The sequence below is a fragment of the Haemophilus haemolyticus genome (assembly GCF_001008275.1).
GTDB classification, from domain to species: Bacteria; Pseudomonadota; Gammaproteobacteria; order Enterobacterales; family Pasteurellaceae; genus Haemophilus; species Haemophilus haemolyticus_P.
In genome coordinates this window covers 13,672-33,101 of the sequence record NZ_LCTH01000005.1, presented here as the reverse complement: position 1 = coordinate 33,101, position 19,430 = coordinate 13,672, and the positions used below count along the sequence as shown (strand labels likewise).

Genomic DNA, 19,430 nt, shown 5'->3' with positions numbered 1-19,430 from the left:
CACTTAACAAGTTTTTAGCGTGAAATCCGTGTTCAGGTAAATCTGGCACATTAATGCTAAAAACTGATGAGTTTGCGCAAGATGTACCAGCAATAAGCGAACAAAATACTGTTGAGATCATTTTTTTCATGATTTTTCCTTTTCTGATGATGTACATGAGGTATCAGTATAGGAAATCTTATTAACTAAAATTCTGCAAAAACGCTCAAATGTTTTTATTTTTGGTGTTTTTTGAAAATTTTCTGAAAAATTAAATTCTTTTTTTTATTTTACCAACTACCACTTTTCACAGCAGAAATCTCCTGAAAGGAATTATCTAAAGTATTAGATTTTTAGAAATCTATAATTATCTTTATTTTTTATCTATATGCATTCGAAAAAAGAAAGTATGAAAAGTAGATTAACAATCGCTTCTTATTCCAATGAATTTAGAAATGAGTTATTGATAGATTTAATGAGCGGGCAATAAATAGGTAATATTTGTGTTTCTCCTGCATGAAAAATAGGAAAGTGCGGTCAATTCAAAAGAAGATTTTTAAGATCCGCAAAAAATCCTGTATAATCTTTCCAATTTTTTGTTCAATTTTAACGCTTTGCAATTCGATGATTGAAACATCCCAAACTATTCCTGAACTCGTCTCTTGGGCAAAAGATCGCGAGTTTTCTTTGAATTTACCTACCGAGCGCTTGGTTTTCCTGCTAGCGATTGCAATTTATAACAACGAACGTTTAGACGGCGAAATGTTAGAAGCCGATCTTGTGGATATTTTCCGCCACACAATGAATGCTTTTGAGCAATCCACGGATGCTATTGCAACACGAGCGAATAATGCAATTAATGAATTAGTGAAACAACGTTTGTTAAACCGTTTTAGTAGCGAATTTACTGAAGGTCTGGCGATTTATCGTTTAACGCCATTAGGTGTTGGCGTGTCTGATTATTACATTCGTCAGCGTGAATTTTCCGCATTGCGTCTTTCTGTACAGCTTTCCATTGTGGCAGATGAAATTCAACGCGCTTCTGATTCTGCAGAAGAAGGCGTGGAGAATAATGAAAGCGAACATTATTGGCGTCGTAATGTGTTTGCGCCATTAAAATATTCCGTTGCAGAGATTTTTGATAGCATCGATCTTTCACAACGCATTATGGATGAAAACCAGCAAAGTATTAAAGATGAAATTGCAGAGCTTCTTACTAAAGATTGGCAAGCGGCAATTTCAAGCTGTGAACGTTTATTAGATGAAACATCTGGCAATTTGCGCGAATTGCAAGATACGTTAAATGCCGCGGGGGATAAACTTCAGGCGCAATTATTGCGTATTCAAGATTGTGTGATCGGGCGAGATGATTTGTATTTTATTGATCAATTAATTACCGATTTACAATCTAAACTTGACCGAATTATTAGTTGGGGACAACAAGCCATAGACTTATGGATTGGTTATGACCGCCATGTGCATAAATTTATTCGTACTGCCATTGATATGGATAAAAATCGTGTATTCTCACAACGTTTACGTAATTCTATTCATCATTATTTTGAGCATCCTTGGTTCTTATGGACAGCGCAAGCTGAGCGTTTAGTCGATCTGCGCGATGAAGAAATGGTGTTGCGTGAAGATGATGCTTTAGGTGAATTGCCGGAAGAATTGCAATACGAATCCCTTTCTGATTTACACGATCAAATTGTAGAGCATATGCAAGGCTTACTGATTGCTTATCGTGAAAATAACCGTTCGATTGATTTGAGTTTAGTGTTAAAAGAACAACTGGAAAATTACCCACTTTCTCGTCATTTTGATGTGGCTCGAATCATTGTTGATCAAGCAGTACGCCTTGGTATGGCAAATGATGATTTATCGGGTATTTATCCAGATTGGCAAGCGATTAATGAACGTGGCGCAGAAGTCCAAGCGCATGTGATTGATAAGTATTGATTTTAAGATAATTTAAAAGCTAATTTCGACGGAATTACTCCTGTTAGATCTCCCTAATCCTTCTTTGCTAAATAGGGGAATAATAATGAAATAATCGATATTGAGATTATTTCATTGTGTTAGAAAATGCTGAAGTAATCAGCAAGAATTGATTTGCTAAAGAATATCCCCCTCTTTAGCAAAGAGGGGCTAGGGGAGATTTGGCAATAATGATTAACGAAGAAAGTAACTGAATAAAGTTTTAATAGAGAAATAACCTATGACAGACAACCTTCAAGATGTAATTTCCCCAAAACTCGCTGTGGCGATTGCAAATCCAATATTTCCTGCGGTAGATAGTCTATTGCGCTCAGGTTGCCATATCAGCACGGAGCATTTAGATAATCACGCATTTTTAATGGATTTCCAAAATGAATTAGACGGATTTTATCGTCGCTATAACGTGGAACTAATTCGTGCGCCAGAAGGATTTTTCTATCTTCGTCCGAAAGCAACGACATTAATTGCGCGTTCTGTGCTTTCTGAGTTGGAAATGCTTGTTGGTAAAGTGCTTTGTTATCTTTATTTAAGCCCAGAACGTTTAGCTCAACAAGGCATTTTTAGTACGCAAGAAGTGTATGATGAATTATTAAATCTTGCTGATGAAGGAAAATTATTAAAAGCAGTTAATCAGCGTTCAAGTGGTTCTGACTTAGATAAACAAAAATTGGCAGAAAAAGTGCGGGCGGCAATTGGTCGTTTACGTCGTTTAGGTATGATTCAAACTGTTGGCGAACAGAATAGTGGGAAATTTACGATTTCTGAATCTGTATTTCGTTTTGGTGCGGAAGTGCGTAGCGGAGATGATCCATTAGAAGCCCAAGCTCGACTCATTCGTGATGGGGAAGCGGCAACACCTGAATCCTTAGCGTTGGAAAAACAAGCACAATTAATGGAAAACGATGCAGAAAGTGCGGATGAAATTGACGAAGAATTTAACGGAGAACAAGAATAATGTCTGATGTTTTTGAATTAGAAAATGAAATCGAATTAGAGAGCGATGAAGTCATTATGGAAAATGAAAACGTCGAAGAAATCGTTGAAGCACCTATGCCTTTTAGCATGACGACAAATAATGGTGTAGAGCGTGGTAAATTCCGTTCTTTAACCTTAATTAACTGGAATGGTTTTTTTGCCCGTACTTTCGATTTAGACGAATTAGTTACTACGCTTTCTGGTGGTAACGGTGCAGGTAAATCAACCACAATGGCTGGATTTGTGACCGCATTAATTCCTGATTTGACCCTTTTACATTTCCGTAATACAACAGAAGCTGGCTCCACAGGCGGTTCTCGCGATAAAGGTTTACATGGTAAATTGCGTCCAGGCGTTTGTTACGCGGTATTAGATACCATTAATTCTCGCCATCAACGTATTCTTGTTGGTGTGCGTCTGCAACAAATTGCGGGTCGTGATAAAAAAGTTGATTTAAAAACGTTCTCAATTCAAGGTGTAGAATTATCTCAAAATCCAACCGCACTTTTCACTGAAACCGTGGGAGAACGTCAAGCACGCGTACTCAATTTAAACGAACTTAAAGATAAAATTGAAAACATTGGTGCGCAATTTAAACAATATCATTCCATCACCGATTATCACGGCATGATGTTCGATCTCGGTATTATTCCGAAACGTTTACGTTCAGCATCAGATCGAAGCAAATTCTATAAACTTATCGAAGCGTCTTTATACGGTGGTATTTCCAGTGCAATCACACGTTCTTTACGTGACTATTTATTGCCAGAAAATTTAGGTGTGCGCAAAGCTTTCCAAGATATGGAAAGCGCATTGCGTGAGAATCGTATGACTTTAGAAGCGATTAAGGTCACGCAATCAGATCGCGATTTATTCAAACATTTAATTACTGAAACCACGAATTATGTTGCTTCGGATTATATGCGTAATGCGAATGAACGCCGTGGCAATATTGAGGCTGCATTAGAATCTCGTCGTGAGTGGTATAAAGCAAAAGCAGAGCAGAATTTATCCCAACATCGTTTGGTTGATTTAAGTCGAGAAGCGGCTGAATTGGCAGAAAGTGAACGGACTTTAGAAGTTGATCACCAAAGTGCGGTTGATCATCTTAACTTAGTGTTAAATGCTTTGCGTCACCAAGAAAAAATTACGCGTTATCAAGAAGATATTGCAGAACTCACCGAGCGTTTAGAAGAACAAAAAATGGTGGTTGAAGATGCGAATGATGCGTTAGAAGAAAGCCAAGCCCAATTTGAGCAAACTGAAATTGAAATTGATGCGGTGCGTGCCCAATTAGCAGACTATCAACAAGCATTAGATGCCCAACAAACTCGCGCACTTCAATATCAACAAGCCATTGCAGCGCTTGAAAAAGCGAAAATATTATGTGGTTTAGCAGATTTAAATGTTAAAAATGTAGAAGATTATCACGCAGAATTTGAAGCTCATGCTGAAAGTTTGACGGAAACCGTGCTTGAACTAGAGCACAAAATGTCTATTTCTGAAGCGGCAAAATCTCAGTTCGATAAAGCGTATCAATTGGTATGCAAAATTGCGGGTGAAATGCCTCGTTCTGCGGCGTGGGAAAGTGCGAAAGAATTATTACGTGAATATCCAAGCCAAAAATTGCAGGCACAACAAACGCCACAACTTCGCACAAAATTACATGAACTTGAGCAACGTTATGCACAACAACAAAGTGCGGTCAAATTACTTAATGATTTTAATCAACGAGCTAATTTAAGTTTACAAACGGCAGAAGAATTAGAGAATTATCACGCTGAGCAAGAAGCGTTGATTGAAGATATTTCTGCTGAACTTTCAGAACAAGTGGAAAATCGTTCTACGCTTCGTCAAAAACGTGAAAATTTAACCGCACTTTATGATGAAAATGCGCGTAAAGCGCCAGCATGGCTGACAGCTCAAGCCGCATTAGAGCGTTTAGAGCAGCAAAGCGGTGAAACGTTTGAACATAGCCAAGATGTGATGAATTTTATGCAATCACAACTTGTGAAAGAACGTGAACTCACGATGCAACGTGATCAACTTGAACAAAAACGTTTGCAATTAGATGAACAAATTTCTCGTTTAAGTCAGCCAGATGGTTCAGAAGATCCACGTTTAAATATGTTGGCAGAACGTTTTGGTGGGGTGCTGCTTTCAGAGCTTTACGATGATGTAACCATTGAAGATGCGCCTTATTTTTCCGCACTTTATGGGCCTGCACGTCATGCTATTGTTGTGCGTGATCTCAATGCTGTGCGTGAACAACTTGCGCAATTAGAAGATTGCCCTGATGATTTGTATTTAATTGAAGGCGATCCTACCGCATTTGACGACAGCGTACTATCCGCACAAGAACTTGAGCTGGGTGTTGTCGTGCAAGTTTCAGATCGTGAATTACGCTATTCAAGATTCCCTGAAATTCCGTTATTTGGGCGTGCAGCACGTGAAAAACGTTTAGAAGAATTACAAATTGAACGTGATGAAGTGGCAGAACAACATGCCCAAATTGCGTTTGATGTACAAAAATGCCAACGTTTACACGAACATTTCAGCCAATTTGTTGGATTGCATTTGGCGCTAGCGTTCCAGCCAAATCCAGAAGAGTTAATGTCTGAGATTAATCGCGAACGTAATGAAATTGATCGTGAATTAAATCAATTCAATAACGGCGAACAACAATTACGTATTCAATTAGATAATGCAAAAGAAAAACTACAATTACTCAACAAGTTAATTCCACAACTAAATGTATTAGCTGATGAAGATTTAATTGATCGCATTGAAGAATGTCGTGAGCAATTAGATATTGCAGAGCAAGATGAATATTTTATTCGTCAGCATGGCGTAACGTTGTCACAATTAGAGCCGATTGCAAATAGTTTACAAAGTGATCCAGAAAATTACGAAGGCTTAAAAAATGAATTAACTCAAGCGATTGAGCGTCAAAAACAAGTTCAACAACGAGTATTTGCGTTAGCTGATGTTGTACAACGTAAACAGCATTTTGGTTATGAAGATGCAGGGCAGGCTGAAACTTCTGAACTCAACGAAAAACTTCGCCAACGTTTAGAACAAATGCAAGCACAGCGAGATACACAACGTGAGCAAGTTCGTCAAAAACAAAGTCAATTTGCTGAATATAATCGCGTCTTGATTCAGTTACAAAGTTCTTACGATAGTAAATATCAGCTCTTAAATGAGTTGATTGGTGAAATTATCGATCTTGGCGTGAGAGCTGATGATGGTGCTGAAGAACGTGCACGTATCCGTCGTGATGAATTACATCAACAACTTTCAACGAGCCGTCAGCGTCGTTCTTATGTAGAAAAACAACTGACATTAATTGAAAGCGAAGCGGACAATTTAAATCGTCTTATTCGTAAAACCGAACGTGATTATAAAACTCAACGTGAATTAGTTGTAGCTGCGAAAGTGAGTTGGTGTGTGGTTTTACGTTTATCCCGCAACTCTGATATGGAAAAACGCCTCAATCGCCGAGAACTCGCTTATTTATCTGCAGATGAGTTACGTTCAATGTCGGATAAAGCATTAGGTGCGTTGCGTACTGCGGTAGCTGATAATGAATATCTACGTGATAGTCTAAGAGTGTCGGAAGATAGTCGCAAACCTGAAAATAAAGTGCGGTTCTTTATTGCGGTGTATCAGCACCTACGTGAACGTATTCGTCAAGACATCATTAAAACGGATGATCCAATTGATGCCATTGAACAAATGGAAATTGAGCTTTCTCGTTTGACGGCTGAATTAACTGGCCGCGAGAAAAAATTGGCTATCAGTTCTGAAAGTGTGGCGAATATTATGCGTAAAACGATTCAGCGTGAACAAAATCGTATTCGTATGCTCAATCAAGGTTTGCAAAACATCTCGTTTGGTCAAGTAAAATCTGTTCGTTTGGTAGTGAATATTCGTGATACCCATGCCATGTTGTTGGACGCACTTTCTGGTCAGCAAGATGAATATCAAGACTTATTTAACGACAACCGCATCACCTTTTCTGAAGCTATGGCGAAGCTCTATCAACGTATCAATCCACATATTGATATGGGGCAACGTACAGCACAAACAATCGGCGAAGAATTGTTAGATTACCGTAATTATCTTGAGCTTGAAGTAGAAGTATTCCGTGGCGCTGATGGTTGGTTACGTGCCGAAAGTGGCGCACTTTCTACTGGTGAAGCTATCGGTACAGGTATGTCAATTCTCTTAATGGTTGTTCAAAGTTGGGAAGAAGAAAGCCGTCGAATTCGTGGTAAAGATATCGTGCCTTGTCGCTTGTTGTTCTTAGATGAAGCTGCACGTTTAGACGGTAAATCTATTTCCACCTTATTCGAACTTTGCGAACGTTTGGATATGCAGTTACTTATTGCTGCGCCAGAAAACATTAGCCCAGAAAAAGGTACAACCTATAAACTCGTGCGTAAAATCGCAGGCAACCAAGAGCATGTACACGTTGTTGGTTTACGCGGATTCGGTGCGACAGAATAAAAAATAGAAGGGAAGTGCGGTTAAAATTTTAAGATTTTTGACCGCACTTTAATTATATAAGGAATTTAAATGCACAATCTTATTCTTGCGATTCTTTGCAGCGTAGCTGTTTCAGTTTTGCTTAAAATAGCCCGTAAAAAAAATATCATTATTGAACAAGCTATCGCATTCAACTACATCACGGCCATCACTTTCAGTTATTTCTTACTCAAACCTGATTTTAAAGGTTTAGAATTTACTGATTACATCGTACAAAGCGAAAATTCACCCATTTTTTTAGCGCTAGGTTTATTGTTACCTAGCGTATTTATTATTATGTCAAAAGCGGTGGAGTTTGCTGGAATTGTACGTTCTGACGCAGCACAACGTCTTTCGTTGTTTCTTCCTATTTTATCGGCATTTTTAATTTTTCATGAAACACTAAGCCAATCTAAAATCATTGGCGTAGTATTAGCCTTTATTGGTTTATTTTTTTTATTAACTAAGCCAACTCAAGGGCAAAGTGCGGTCAATTTTAAAGGTGTTTTAGGATTAATTGGCGTCTGGTTTGGTTACGGCATCATTGATATTTTATTCAAACAAGTGGCGAAAAGCGGCGGTGCATTCCCTGCAACATTGTTTATTTCCTTCTCGCTTGCAGCTTGCGTTATGTTTATCTATTTATTCTTAAAACGTGCCCAATGGACATCATCAAGTGTAATTGGTGGCATCATTTTAGGTGTATTAAATTTCTTTAATATTTTATTCTATATAAAAGCCCATCAAAGTTTTGCTGGAAATCCAACACTTGTTTTTGCGGGAATGAACATTGGTGTGATTTGTTTAGGTACGATAATTGGCGCATTAGTTTTTAAAGAAAAAATCAGTAAGCTAAATTGGATTGGTATTATTTTCAGTTTATCAGCCATTTTCAGTCTATATTATTTAGATAAAATTATCGCGTAAAAGAGAGTAGTCATGGCAAAAGATTTCAGCTTTTTTATTTACGATTATGAAAGTTTTGGTGTAAATCCAGCAACAGATCGCCCTGCGCAATTTGCGGGTATTCGTACAGATGCTGATTTTAATATCATTGGCGAACCAATAATGTTTTATTGTAAACAAACCAACGATTATTTACCGGCTCCTGAAGCGGTAATGGTAACAGGAATTACACCACAAGAATGTAATGAAAAGGGGCTTTCTGAGCCTGAATTTGCCGCAAACATCTTAGCAGAGTTTTCCCAACCCAATACTTGCGTCATGGGATATAACAATATTCGCTACGATGATGAAATGACGCGTTATACGTTTTATCGTAATTTTATTGATCCTTATGAATACAGCTGGAAAAACGGGAATTCACGCTGGGACTTGTTAGATTTAGTACGAGCTTGTTATGTCTTGCGTCCAGAAGGGATTAATTGGGCTTATGACGATGACGGAATACCAAGTTTTCGCTTAGAAAAACTCACTAAAGCAAATGGTATTCAGCATGAAAATGCTCACGATGCAATGGCTGATGTATATGCAACTATTGCTATGGCAAAATTAATTAAAGAAAAACAGCCTAAATTATTCCAATATTTCTTTGAAAACCGAGGTAAGAAAGAAATCGAAAAATTGGTTGATACCGGCGCAATGACACCTTTAGTGCATGTTTCTGGGATGCTAGGAAATTATCGTGGAAATTGCACTTGGGTTGCACCTTTAGCTTGGCATCCGACAAATCAAAACGCACTCATTGTGTGTGATTTAACTGGAGATATCGATAATTTATTAACCAAAAGTGCAGATGAATTACGGGCAGATTTATATACCAAAAAATTGGAATTAGAAGAAAGGGGAGTTTCATCTGTTCCATTAAAGCTTGTACATATCAATAAATGTCCTATTTTAGCACCAGCTAAAACCTTATTGCCAGAAACAGCAAATCGCCTAGGTATTGATCGACAATTATGCTTGGATAATCTTGCAAAATTACGAGCATCTTTTGATATTCGAGAAAAAGTGGCGGATATTTTTAATGAAGAACGTCAATTTGAATCGAATGATAATGTAGAGACTGAACTATATAATGGATTTTTTAGTAATGCTGATAAAAATAATATGTCTATTTTACGTAGTTTACCTGCAGAAAAATTAGCTGAACATGGTTTAGCTTTTGAAGATAAACGTGTCCCTGAATTATTGTTCCATTATCGCGCTCGTCATTTTTATAAAACCCTCACACGCGCTGAACAAATTAAATGGCAAAAATACCGACAGAATAAACTTGAAAAAAGTGCGGTAGAGTTTGAATCAAGTTTACAACGTTTAGCTGAGGAACATTCAGATAGTCCTGAAAAACTATCCTTATTACAACAAGTATATGAATACGGTATAAAATTACTAGGTTAGTCGATACGTTGTCACATTTTTTAGAAGAGCACGTTTTAATAAAAACGTGCTTTTTTGTTATTTTTATTCTGGGAATAATTATCCAAAAAATCATCCAGATTTTACGTAGCGTAATCACATAGATTTAGCTTATTTTACCTTTACATTATCTTTACATTTCAACTCATCCATTCAATAACTCTATAAAATGACGCGTTACAACGTGTTATCTAGCCTTATTTTGTCTTGTTTTGCTAGTACCTGTGACTTGTGTATAACTATGTGATTTATTTAATCCGTAGTTTTCGCTAACCTGATAACTAATTTCGCATAATGTATATTATGTTAAATTAAATGGATGTGAAAGTAACTTTCGTGAGGCGATCAAAAAGGGATACTCTGCTTCTTCTCTATTCAAAAGTTAAAGCAATAATATTTAATTCTGGATTTGGATTGCGCTAGGTGAAATCTGAATAAATTGATAGAAGATTTGCTTGTAGATTTAACATCTTTAGTTTTAATTGTGACATTGTAATTATTTTATGTGCCTAGATTACTCAAATGAGAATAATTTTTTTTAATTTTTCTTTTTAAAATTAATTGGTTATATGAGTTTTATTTTAATAAAAAACTTGCAATTCTCATTTGTGAGCTTAAAATGAGAATTGCAAGTCAAGTTTTATTGCACTTTATCAATCAAATGGAAAGGAATTAGTTATGCTTAATCAAATCATCACAAACAAGCTAAATGACCAAATAAATTTAGAGTTCTACTCTTCTAATGTATATTTACAAATGAGTGCATGGTGCTCAATTCATGGCTATGAAGGTGCAGCAGCATTTTTACTTCGTCATGCAGATGAAGAATTAGAACATATGCAAAAATTGTTCAATTATGTAAGTGAAACTAGCGGTATGCCGCTTTTAGGAAAAATCGATGCACCTAAACACGATTATTCTTCATTAAGAGAAGTATTTGAAACAACTTTAGAACATGAAAAATTAGTAACTTCCAAAATCAATGAATTAGTTGAAGTTACTTTTGAAAATAAAGACTACTCTACTTTTAACTTCTTACAATGGTACGTAGCAGAACAGCACGAAGAAGAAAAATTATTTAGTGGAATTATTGATAGATTTAACCTCGTTGGCGAAGATGGTAAAGCGTTGTTCTTTATTGATCGTGAGTTAGCAACTTTATAATAGATAGGAGAAATAAAATGTTATCAGCAAATGTAGTAAAACTATTAAACGACCAAATGAACTTGGAATTTTATTCTTCTAACTTATATCTACAAATGAGTGCTTGGTGCGAGCAAAAAGGTTTTGAAGGGGCGGCAAAATTTTTATCAGCTCATGCTGCTGAAGAAATGCAACATATGCGTAAATTATTCACTTATTTAAATGAGACAGGCTCAGTTGCTCTAATTTCTGCAATTGAAGCCCCATCACACGAATATAAATCATTAAAAGAAGTGATTGAAATTACCTATGAACATGAGAAATTGATTACAAGTAAAATCAATGAATTAGTAGGTAAAACCTTTGAAGAAAAAGACTACTCTGCATTTAATTTCCTACAATGGTATGTAGCAGAACAACATGAAGAAGAAAAATTATTCAGTGGTATCTTGGATAAATTGAATCTTCTTGGCGAAGATGGTAAAGGCTTATTCTTAGTTGATAAAGATTTAGGTAATCTTACTACCGAAGCTTAGTCTAAGAGCATAAAATATTTATGAGCCTAGTATTATACTGGGCTTATTTTTTATACGTCAAATTTACGTCAAAGTCATCATTTGACACGGCAAATATTATTGCGGAAAATGACGAAATTAGAGAAAAAAGCACAAACAAAAAAGCCATAAATCATTGATTCCCCTCGTGATTTACGACTTTACTCAAGTTGGTGCCTAGGGTCTCTTCCCCTATTATTGATTCTAAAAGAAATTTTTAACTTTTGGCGTAACTTTGGCGTAGTTGTCCTAATGTATAGCTCTAAAACAAAGATTTTCGAATTAATCCTTATTTCTTAAGATTATATCACACCATCTCAATCTTCCAATGCCAGATAGTTTGAAAGATATTATTAGATTTTAACTTTCTTAGGAGTGATAATTAGTAATGTGAGAAATTAGAAATTTCAGTTAGTAGATAGGTATTAGGGTAGCCCAACCACAAGAATCAATAAACTTAATACTTCTTTCATATAGACCTCCTTAAATAAACGAAAGGTATCAATAAACACATTTTGAATTATTTGCACAAAGGTAGCTATTACAACAAAATTATTTACAACTAAGAAAATTGATTGGGTTTCCCCTAGTATTTGAGCTAGCTTAATACCTATCTAAAACTAGAGTTATTTTAAATGCTTATTGCAATTATTTAAAGTGGTTCTATCAAAAAAATATATGAAAAGTGAGATGAATTATTTGTTTCTATCTTCTTGTTCCCATTTAGTTGCAAGCCATTCAAATTCACAGAATAATTTACTATTATTATTGTTAATTCTTCTAAGCTCCATAATGTAAGGTTTTAATGTATTCCAGTCCTTTAATACACTGCTTCTATTCATCCGACTGTAAACTGATTCATCAAATAGACCCTCTTTAATACCTACACAAATGAATTCAATAGAATTTAACACATCAAGCACAATAAAATTTTCTTCTTTATTATTGGAATTATTGGTGTTTTTATCTAATTTACATGCTAAAGCTGTAAAGTTCGTGCTGCTGTCTCGCATTTCCATATAAGCCTTACGACGAGTTCTGTAATACTCATTAGTGTTGTTACTGATAAGTAAGTCTATTGTTGATTTCTGTTTATGCTGCTTTCGTAATTCTTTAAGTTGAGACCAGGCAAAAAAGGCCAGGTAACCCGTAAAAATACAGGTTCCTAGCCCCATCCAATCACTAATTCGAAATTCTTTCAAGAATTCCCATAGTGGGCAGAAAAAGTTCATTTAAACTTCCCAACCCTCACTTAATTTTAAGTGTTTCATATATACACCTCCTACACCACTTAGACTAAAAAAGCTCGCTAAAGTTTTAGCAAGCTGAGTAAAAATACATTTACAGTATTAAAGAGCAATAAAATATAGATTTATGGAGGCATTATAGATTTACAATTAACGTTGTCAAGAAGATTAAAGAGATATTTAGTTGTTAAAATGTATTTATGGATGAGGGTTATTAATAATACTCATCATTATGTTATATATGTAATGCATATGATTTTAGCATCATCACTTTTGGCGTAATTTTGGCGTAATAGGTGCATAAAAATATATAAAAATACATAAAAACTTGCAATACTGGATAAGATTAAAAGAGTAGAAAAGTGATATTTAAGTATCGTAAAGTGTTGATTTTATTAATTGAAAAGTAGAAAAGAAAAATCCCCGTTTAATGAACGAGGATTATAATGTGGTGCCTAGGGTCGGACTCGAACCGACACGTTTATTCAACGGCGGATTTTGAATCCGCTGCGTCTACCAATTTCGCCACCCAGGCTTAATGGTGTTGAATTATACGTATATATAAATGTGTGACAAGTAAAATTTATTGGAAATAATTCATTTGTTTTAAAAATGAACAAGGATTTTCTGTTTTTTAAAAATATCGCCAAACAAATGCAATAATCAAAATACATAACATGATTAAAATCTGAATCAGCCGTTTTTTTGTTAATTTTTCTGCTGCCATAATGCTTTACTCTTCTTAAAATGACTATTTAGTGGTATAATTATTGAGTTAGATCAATTTTACACTAATTTTTCGAAATATTTGAGGCTTACATGAAAAATTTCGTTGCAGAAACCAAGGCAGGACGCCGGGTTCAATCGGGAGGTTGTGCTATTCATTGCCAGGATTGCAGTATTAGTCAACTTTGTATTCCTTTTACGCTGAACGAACATGAATTAGATCAGCTTGATAATATTATCGAACGAAAGAAACCTATCCAAAAATCACAAGTTCTTTTTAAAGCAGGTGATTCCCTCAATTCAATTTATGCAATTCGCTCTGGTACGATCAAAAGCTACACGATTAGCGAATCTGGCGAAGAACAAATCACTTCATTCCATTTACCTGGTGATTTAGTTGGCTTTGATGCAATTACTCAAATGCAACACCCTAGTTTTGCACAAGCTTTAGAGACCGCAATGGTATGCGAAATTCCTTATGATATTTTGGATGATTTAGCAGGTAAAATGCCAAAATTGCGCCAACAGATTTTGCGCTTAATGAGTAATGAAATTAAAAGTGATCAAGAAATGATTTTGTTACTGTCTAAAATGAATGCAGAAGAACGTTTGGCTGCTTTTATTCATAATCTTTCTAAACGATACTCTGCTCGTGGTTTTTCAGCTAAAGAATTCCGCTTAACGATGACACGTGGTGATATTGGTAACTACCTAGGTTTAACAGTTGAAACTATCAGTCGATTATTGGGACGCTTTCAAAAACTAGGCGTTCTTACGGTGCAAGGAAAATATATTACAATTAATGATCTCAATGCTTTAGTTGAATTAACTGGCACGAATAAAACCAAAATAACATTAGTTGAATAATTTTAAGGCGTGAATTTCATGCCTTTTTTGTATTCATAAAAAATAAATTTTGCACTAGATCACCTTTTTGAAAATCGAACCTTGCCATTCAAAAGATTCTTTCTTATTCTATGGTGAATTTTGGAGGTTGTTATGAAATTTAAAAATATCCTGGTTGTTCTCAATCCTGAAAATGAAAAACAATATGCCTTTGCGCGTGCCGTGCGTTTGGTAAAAGAACAAAAAAATGAAACTAAGGTAAAAATCACCGCACTTTTATCTGTATATGACTTATCTTATGAAATGTCGGCTTTACTTTCTTCTGAAGAACGTTCAGAAATGCATCAACAAGTAATCGAAAAACACCGCCATGCGGTTCAATATTACTTAGATAAATATGCAGATCCGGAAATTGAATTGCAATCTCACATTGTTTGGAATAGCAACGAGGCTGAGGCGATTAAAGAAGAAGTCGAAGGCAATAGTTATGATCTTGTGGTGAAATATACTAAAGATGAAGAAAGTTTTACCTCACTTATTTTCACACCAGTGGATTGGCAGCTTCTTCGTAAATGCCCTGTTCCTGTTTTGATGGTTCGCGATGGCGATTGGAAACATCAGCGCCGTATTCTTGTTGCGGTAAATGTTTCTGGTGAGCAAGACTATCAAGATGAATTTAATCAAGAATTAGTGGAAACAGGCATATCACTCGCTGAAAATTTAAATCGTGGCAATGTTCACTTAGTTGCAGCCTACCCTTCTGCACCAATCAATATGGTGATTGATTTACCAGAATTTAATACTTCAGGCTATGAAAACGGTATTCGTGGCCAACATCTCATTAATATGAAAGCATTGCGTCAGAAATTTGGGATTAGTGAAGACCATACTCATGTGCGTGAAGGTTTCCCAGAAGAAGTGATTCCTGAAGTCGCAAAAGAAATTGAAGCAGAGTTAGTAATTTTAGGTACAGTCGGCCGTACAGGTTTATCTGCTGCATTATTGGGTAATACTGCGGAGCATGTAATTAGCAAATTAAGTTGTAATTTATTAGGTATTAAGCCATCTAAAAAAGACGATTAATAACAGCTATCTACATTTAGACATTCCCTAAGTACTAAGTATTTAGGGAATTTTTTTATATGCTTTATATAGATGTTTTGTGATCTGAATCACAAATATTAAATTTTCTCTAAATTACCATTTAAATGATAGTTATTTTCATTTAATATTCTCGTTCATTTTATAAATGCTCACCTCTATTTTTTATTAAGGAAAGGTATGAAAAAAACATTAATTGCTAGTTTATTGGTTTTAGCTGGTGCAGCGCAAGCTCATGAAGTTTGGGTTCAAGCGCCTACAAAATTGGCATCTGGTTCTGTATTAAAAGCAGAATTAGCTTATGGGGACTACCCTTATATAGAAAAAATCCCTGAAGCGCGTTTAAAAATTTTTGCGCCAATGGAAATTATTCGTCAAGATGGTGAAAAACAAACCTTAGTTCAAAAAGGTGAAAACTATCAATATCAATCAGAGAAAGCATTGTCTGATGGCTCTTATTGGGTGACAGCGACTTATAAACCAACATTTTGGTCACAAAATGCTGAAGGTTGGAAAATGGATAATTTGAAAGGATTAGAAAATCCAACTTATTGCGAACAAACTCAAATGTTTGGTAAAAGTCTTGTTACAGTTGGTAAAAAACCATTAAATGCAGAAATGGCAATGACAAGAGTTGGTTTACCACTTGAAATTGTTCCTTTGCGAGATCCAAGCAAAGTGAAATCAGGCGAACCGTTCCCTGTTCAAATTTTCTACCAAGATCAGCCATTAGCAGGTGAAACTGTAATTGCAACAGCAGATACTATTGTAGTGAAAGATCTTGAAGCAGGCACAAGCCATCGTGAACCACAAGGTTTTTCAGGTAAAACAGATAGTCAAGGACGTGTAAATATCATTCCATTAATTGATGGTATTTGGAAAATTAAAGTTATTCATAAAACACCATTTGCAGATCAACAAATTTGTCAGCAATCTGCAAGCTATAGCACATTAATTTTACCAGTTGGTAAAGGATTAGCTAAACTCCCACCAAAACCAGAACACCATCATCATTAATTTTGAAAGTGCGGTGGAATTTCACCGCACTTTTTGCTTTTATTTTCCATTCTTTTTCTTCAAATTTCTTCATAAACTCCTATATTTTTTTGTACTAGTGTAGTAGTATAAAAATATCGTAAATAAAAAGGAGAGAATGATGTCTAAAATTGCCCTTATTACTGGTGCTACCGCAGGATTTGGTACTGAAATCTGTAGAACGCTTATTCAAGCAGGATATTTTGTAATTGGTACTGGTCGCCGTACCGAACGATTAACTTCACTTAAAGCTGAATTTGGTGAAAAATTTCTGCCTCTTGCTTTCGATATATCTGATCGACTAGCCACTCAAGAAGCAATTAAATCTTTACCTACACAATGGAAAAATATTGATTTACTGGTTAATAACGCAGGATTAGCTCTTGGCTTAGAATCTGCCGATAAAGCGAATCTTGATGATTGGGAACAAATGATTGATACCAATATTAAAGGATTGGTGAATATTACTCGATTTGTTTTACCTCAAATGGTTGAAAGAAATACGGGTCATATTATTAATTTAAGTTCAATTGCAGGCACATACCCTTACCCAGGCGGTAACGTATATGGTGGTACAAAGGCTTTTGTGACACAGTTCAGCTTAAATTTACGTGCAGATTTGGGGGGTAAAAATATCCGTGTTACCAGTGTAGAACCAGGGCTTTGTGGTGGTACAGAATTTTCTAATGTGCGTTTTAAAGGTGATAATGAACGAGCAGAAAAACTCTATGAAAATGTGCAATACGTTACGCCACAAGATATTGCGAATATGGTTTTATGGCTCAATCAGCAACCAGAACACGTTAATATTAATCGCATTGAAGTGATGCCAACAGCACAAACTTTTGCACCACTGAATGTGGCAAGAAATTCAAATTAAAACAACAAGGAAACACAATGTCAGAAACTCTTTTAAATCCCTATTTTGGTGAGTTTGGTGGTATGTATGTACCAGAAATACTCGTGCCAGTGCTTAAACAGCTTGAAAAAGCCTTTGTCGAAGCGAAAGACGATCCTGAATTCCAACGTGAATTTCAAGATTTACTTAAAAATTATGCAGGCAGACCGACCGCACTTACTCTTTGTCGCAACCTAACAAAAGGCACTAAAGCAAAAATCTATCTTAAACGTGAAGATTTATTACATGGTGGTGCCCATAAAACTAACCAAGTATTAGGGCAAATTTTATTGGCTAAACGTATGGGTAAAACACGTATTATTGCTGAAACAGGAGCTGGGCAGCATGGTGTTGCGACAGCCCTTGCTTGTGCCATGCTAGATATGCCATGCCGTATTTATATGGGGGCAAAAGATGTTGAGCGTCAATCGCCGAATGTATTTCGTATGCGTTTAATGGGTGCGGAAGTAATTCCTGTACAAAAAGGCTCTTGTTCTTTAAAAGACGCTTGTTGTGAGGCTATGCGTGATTGGTCAGCAAACTATGAAGCTACCCATTATTTACTTGGAACTGCTGCAGGCCCTCACCCCTTCCCGACGATTGTGAGAGAATTTCAAAAAATGATTGGAATTGAGACTAAACGTCAAATTCTAGAACGAGAAGGTCGTTTACCTGATGCGGTAATTGCTGCTGTTGGCGGTGGTTCGAATGCAATTGGCATGTTTACTGATTTTATTGATGAACCCAATGTGCGTTTGATTGGCGTTGAGCCTGCGGGGAAAGGCATTGAAAGCGGTGAACATGGCGCACCATTAGGCCATGCAAAAGTGGGCATTTATTTCGGGATGAAATCCCCTTTAATGCAAACGGAAGATGGTCAAGTAGAAGAATCCTACTCTGTTTCAGCTGGATTAGACTTCCCTTCTGTTGGGCCTCAACATGCTTATTTACAAAGCATTGGACGAGCAGAATATCCAAGTATTACCGATGATGAAGCATTGAATGCTTTCCAAGAGCTAGCTAAACATGAAGGCATTATTCCAGCATTAGAAAGCTCACACGCACTTGCTCAAGCCTTAAAAATGATTCATCAAGAACCTAACAAAGAACAAATTTTAGTCGTGAATCTATCTGGCCGTGGCGATAAAGATATTTTCACCGTAGATAAAATTTTGACAGAAAAAGGAATGAAATAATGAGCCGTTTTGAAACTCAATTTGCTGCGCTTAAAGCAAAAAATGAAGGGGCATTTGTTCCTTTCGTCACCTTATGTGACCCTACTTTTGACCGCTCTTTTGATATTATTTGTACGCTTGTGGATAACGGTGCAGATGCTTTAGAGCTTGGTTTTCCTTTTTCCGATCCGCTACTCGATGGCCCGGTTATTCAAGCAGCAAATAATCGCGCTTTAACTGCAGGCCATAGTACTGAGGATAGCTTTAAGTTATTAGAAAAAGTGCGGTCAAAATATCCAGAGATTCCGATTAGCTTATTACTTTGTGCCAATTTAATTTTTGCCAAAGGCCTAGACGATTTTTATCAACGCTGTGCAGACGTCGGTGTTGATGCTGTGCTTGTAGCAGATATTCCGTTACTCGCAAAAGAAGATTATGTACAAGCGGCTAAAAAATACGGTATTCAACCCGTCTTTATTTGCCCGCCAAATGCGGACGAGAAAACGATCCACAGTGTAGCACAAAATAGCGAAGGATATACCTATTTAGTCTCACGCGCAGGCGTAACCAGTGCGGAAAATCAAGCTCACGCAGCAAATTTAGATACCCTTGTAGAACAGCTTAAGGCGCATAATGCCCCGCCAATTTTACAAGGCTTTGGCATTGCTCAACCAGAGCAAGTTAGAGAAGCGTTGTCTTTGGGGGCTGTAGGCGCGATTTCAGGTTCGGCAACGGTGAAAATTATTGAGCGAAATTTAGATAATCACGAGCAATGTTTAGCTGAATTAGCTGAATTTGTTCAAACGATGAAAGCTGCAACAAAATAAGCAAAAAAGAACCCGCA

General features: G+C 36.2%; 14 protein-coding genes and 1 tRNA gene. 13 read left to right on the top strand and 2 right to left on the bottom strand.

Features of this window, described 5'->3' with window-relative positions; all coding sequences use genetic code 11:
• Positions 1 to 603 precede the first annotated feature (603 nt).
• The 7 genes from mukF to ftnA (AAX15_RS00550) all read left to right on the top strand — a co-directional run bounded on the left by mukF (position 604) and on the right by ftnA (AAX15_RS00550) (position 11,540).
• Positions 604 to 1,938, top strand: a complete 1,335-nt coding sequence (gene mukF / locus AAX15_RS00580; protein ID WP_046938626.1) for a chromosome partition protein MukF — start codon at positions 604 to 606, stop codon at positions 1,936 to 1,938.
• A 259-nt stretch (positions 1,939 to 2,197) separates the two neighbouring features.
• The gene (mukE, locus tag AAX15_RS00575) at positions 2,198 to 2,932 is read left to right on the top strand and encodes a chromosome partition protein MukE (protein WP_046938625.1); all 735 of its coding nucleotides are present in this window, start codon (positions 2,198 to 2,200) and stop codon (positions 2,930 to 2,932) included.
• On the top strand, positions 2,932 to 7,464 hold the full coding sequence (gene mukB, locus AAX15_RS00570; RefSeq protein ID WP_046938624.1) for a chromosome partition protein MukB: 4,533 nt from the start codon (positions 2,932 to 2,934) through the stop codon (positions 7,462 to 7,464). Before mukE ends, mukB begins: the two co-directional genes overlap by 1 nt.
• Positions 7,465 to 7,533: 69 nt before the next feature.
• Positions 7,534 to 8,409, top strand: a complete 876-nt coding sequence (locus AAX15_RS00565; RefSeq protein ID WP_046938623.1) for a DMT family transporter — start codon at positions 7,534 to 7,536, stop codon at positions 8,407 to 8,409.
• 12 nt (positions 8,410 to 8,421) lie between these two features.
• Positions 8,422 to 9,843 carry an exodeoxyribonuclease I gene (gene sbcB / locus AAX15_RS00560; RefSeq protein ID WP_046938622.1) on the top strand — a complete coding sequence of 474 codons (1,422 nt, stop codon included), beginning with the start codon at positions 8,422 to 8,424 and terminating at the stop codon, positions 9,841 to 9,843.
• Between the two features lie 696 nt (positions 9,844 to 10,539).
• Positions 10,540 to 11,025, top strand: a complete 486-nt coding sequence (gene ftnA / locus AAX15_RS00555) for a non-heme ferritin (RefSeq protein WP_005634630.1) — start codon at positions 10,540 to 10,542, stop codon at positions 11,023 to 11,025.
• A gap of 17 nt (positions 11,026 to 11,042) precedes the next feature.
• Complete coding sequence (gene ftnA / locus AAX15_RS00550; protein WP_046938621.1) at positions 11,043 to 11,540, top strand: non-heme ferritin; 498 nt, start codon at positions 11,043 to 11,045, stop codon at positions 11,538 to 11,540.
• A gap of 713 nt (positions 11,541 to 12,253) precedes the next feature.
• Here ftnA (AAX15_RS00550) and AAX15_RS09150 read toward each other — a convergent pair.
• Positions 12,254 to 12,790: a DUF4760 domain-containing protein gene (locus AAX15_RS09150; RefSeq protein ID WP_052749712.1), complete on the bottom strand. Its 537-nt coding sequence runs from the start codon at positions 12,788 to 12,790 to the stop codon at positions 12,254 to 12,256.
• A gap of 464 nt (positions 12,791 to 13,254) precedes the next feature.
• Positions 13,255 to 13,340 (bottom strand) — tRNA-Leu (locus AAX15_RS00540).
• 284 nt (positions 13,341 to 13,624) lie between these two features.
• Here AAX15_RS00540 and fnr point away from each other — a divergent pair.
• The 6 genes from fnr (at position 13,625) to trpA (ending at position 19,413) form a co-directional block, all read left to right on the top strand.
• Positions 13,625 to 14,398 (top strand): fumarate/nitrate reduction transcriptional regulator Fnr, encoded by a 774-nt coding sequence (fnr, locus tag AAX15_RS00535; RefSeq protein ID WP_046938620.1) that lies wholly within the window; start codon positions 13,625 to 13,627, stop codon positions 14,396 to 14,398.
• A gap of 132 nt (positions 14,399 to 14,530) precedes the next feature.
• A complete protein-coding gene (gene uspE, locus AAX15_RS00530; protein WP_046938619.1) occupies positions 14,531 to 15,460 on the top strand; it encodes a universal stress protein UspE in 930 nt (309 codons plus the stop codon).
• Positions 15,461 to 15,658: 198 nt separating this feature from the next.
• Positions 15,659 to 16,495, top strand: coding sequence for a DUF4198 domain-containing protein (locus AAX15_RS00525; RefSeq protein ID WP_046938618.1), 837 nt, complete (start codon positions 15,659 to 15,661; stop codon positions 16,493 to 16,495).
• 139 nt (positions 16,496 to 16,634) lie between these two features.
• On the top strand, positions 16,635 to 17,393 hold the full coding sequence (locus AAX15_RS00520) for an SDR family oxidoreductase (RefSeq protein WP_080950385.1): 759 nt from the start codon (positions 16,635 to 16,637) through the stop codon (positions 17,391 to 17,393).
• 17 nt (positions 17,394 to 17,410) lie between these two features.
• Positions 17,411 to 18,607 (top strand): tryptophan synthase subunit beta, encoded by a 1,197-nt coding sequence (gene trpB / locus AAX15_RS00515; RefSeq protein WP_046938616.1) that lies wholly within the window; start codon positions 17,411 to 17,413, stop codon positions 18,605 to 18,607.
• Positions 18,607 to 19,413: a tryptophan synthase subunit alpha gene (trpA, locus tag AAX15_RS00510; protein ID WP_046938615.1), complete on the top strand. Its 807-nt coding sequence runs from the start codon at positions 18,607 to 18,609 to the stop codon at positions 19,411 to 19,413. Before trpB ends, trpA begins: the two co-directional genes overlap by 1 nt.
• Positions 19,414 to 19,430: the final 17 nt, after the last annotated feature.

Coding starts and splice junctions, on each gene's coding strand:
- mukF (WP_046938626.1), top strand. CDS start 604: ATGATTGAAACATCCCAAACTATTCCTGAACTCGTCTCTTGGGCAAAA.
- AAX15_RS09150 (WP_052749712.1), bottom strand. CDS start 12,790: ATGAACTTTTTCTGCCCACTATGGGAATTCTTGAAAGAATTTCGAATT.
- mukE (WP_046938625.1), top strand. CDS start 2,198: ATGACAGACAACCTTCAAGATGTAATTTCCCCAAAACTCGCTGTGGCG.
- trpA (WP_046938615.1), top strand. CDS start 18,607: ATGAGCCGTTTTGAAACTCAATTTGCTGCGCTTAAAGCAAAAAATGAA.
- uspE (WP_046938619.1), top strand. CDS start 14,531: ATGAAATTTAAAAATATCCTGGTTGTTCTCAATCCTGAAAATGAAAAA.
- fnr (WP_046938620.1), top strand. CDS start 13,625: ATGAAAAATTTCGTTGCAGAAACCAAGGCAGGACGCCGGGTTCAATCG.
- AAX15_RS00565 (WP_046938623.1), top strand. CDS start 7,534: ATGCACAATCTTATTCTTGCGATTCTTTGCAGCGTAGCTGTTTCAGTT.
- ftnA (WP_046938621.1), top strand. CDS start 11,043: ATGTTATCAGCAAATGTAGTAAAACTATTAAACGACCAAATGAACTTG.
- mukB (WP_046938624.1), top strand. CDS start 2,932: ATGTCTGATGTTTTTGAATTAGAAAATGAAATCGAATTAGAGAGCGAT.
- ftnA (WP_005634630.1), top strand. CDS start 10,540: ATGCTTAATCAAATCATCACAAACAAGCTAAATGACCAAATAAATTTA.
- trpB (WP_046938616.1), top strand. CDS start 17,411: ATGTCAGAAACTCTTTTAAATCCCTATTTTGGTGAGTTTGGTGGTATG.
- AAX15_RS00520 (WP_080950385.1), top strand. CDS start 16,635: ATGTCTAAAATTGCCCTTATTACTGGTGCTACCGCAGGATTTGGTACT.
- AAX15_RS00525 (WP_046938618.1), top strand. CDS start 15,659: ATGAAAAAAACATTAATTGCTAGTTTATTGGTTTTAGCTGGTGCAGCG.
- sbcB (WP_046938622.1), top strand. CDS start 8,422: ATGGCAAAAGATTTCAGCTTTTTTATTTACGATTATGAAAGTTTTGGT.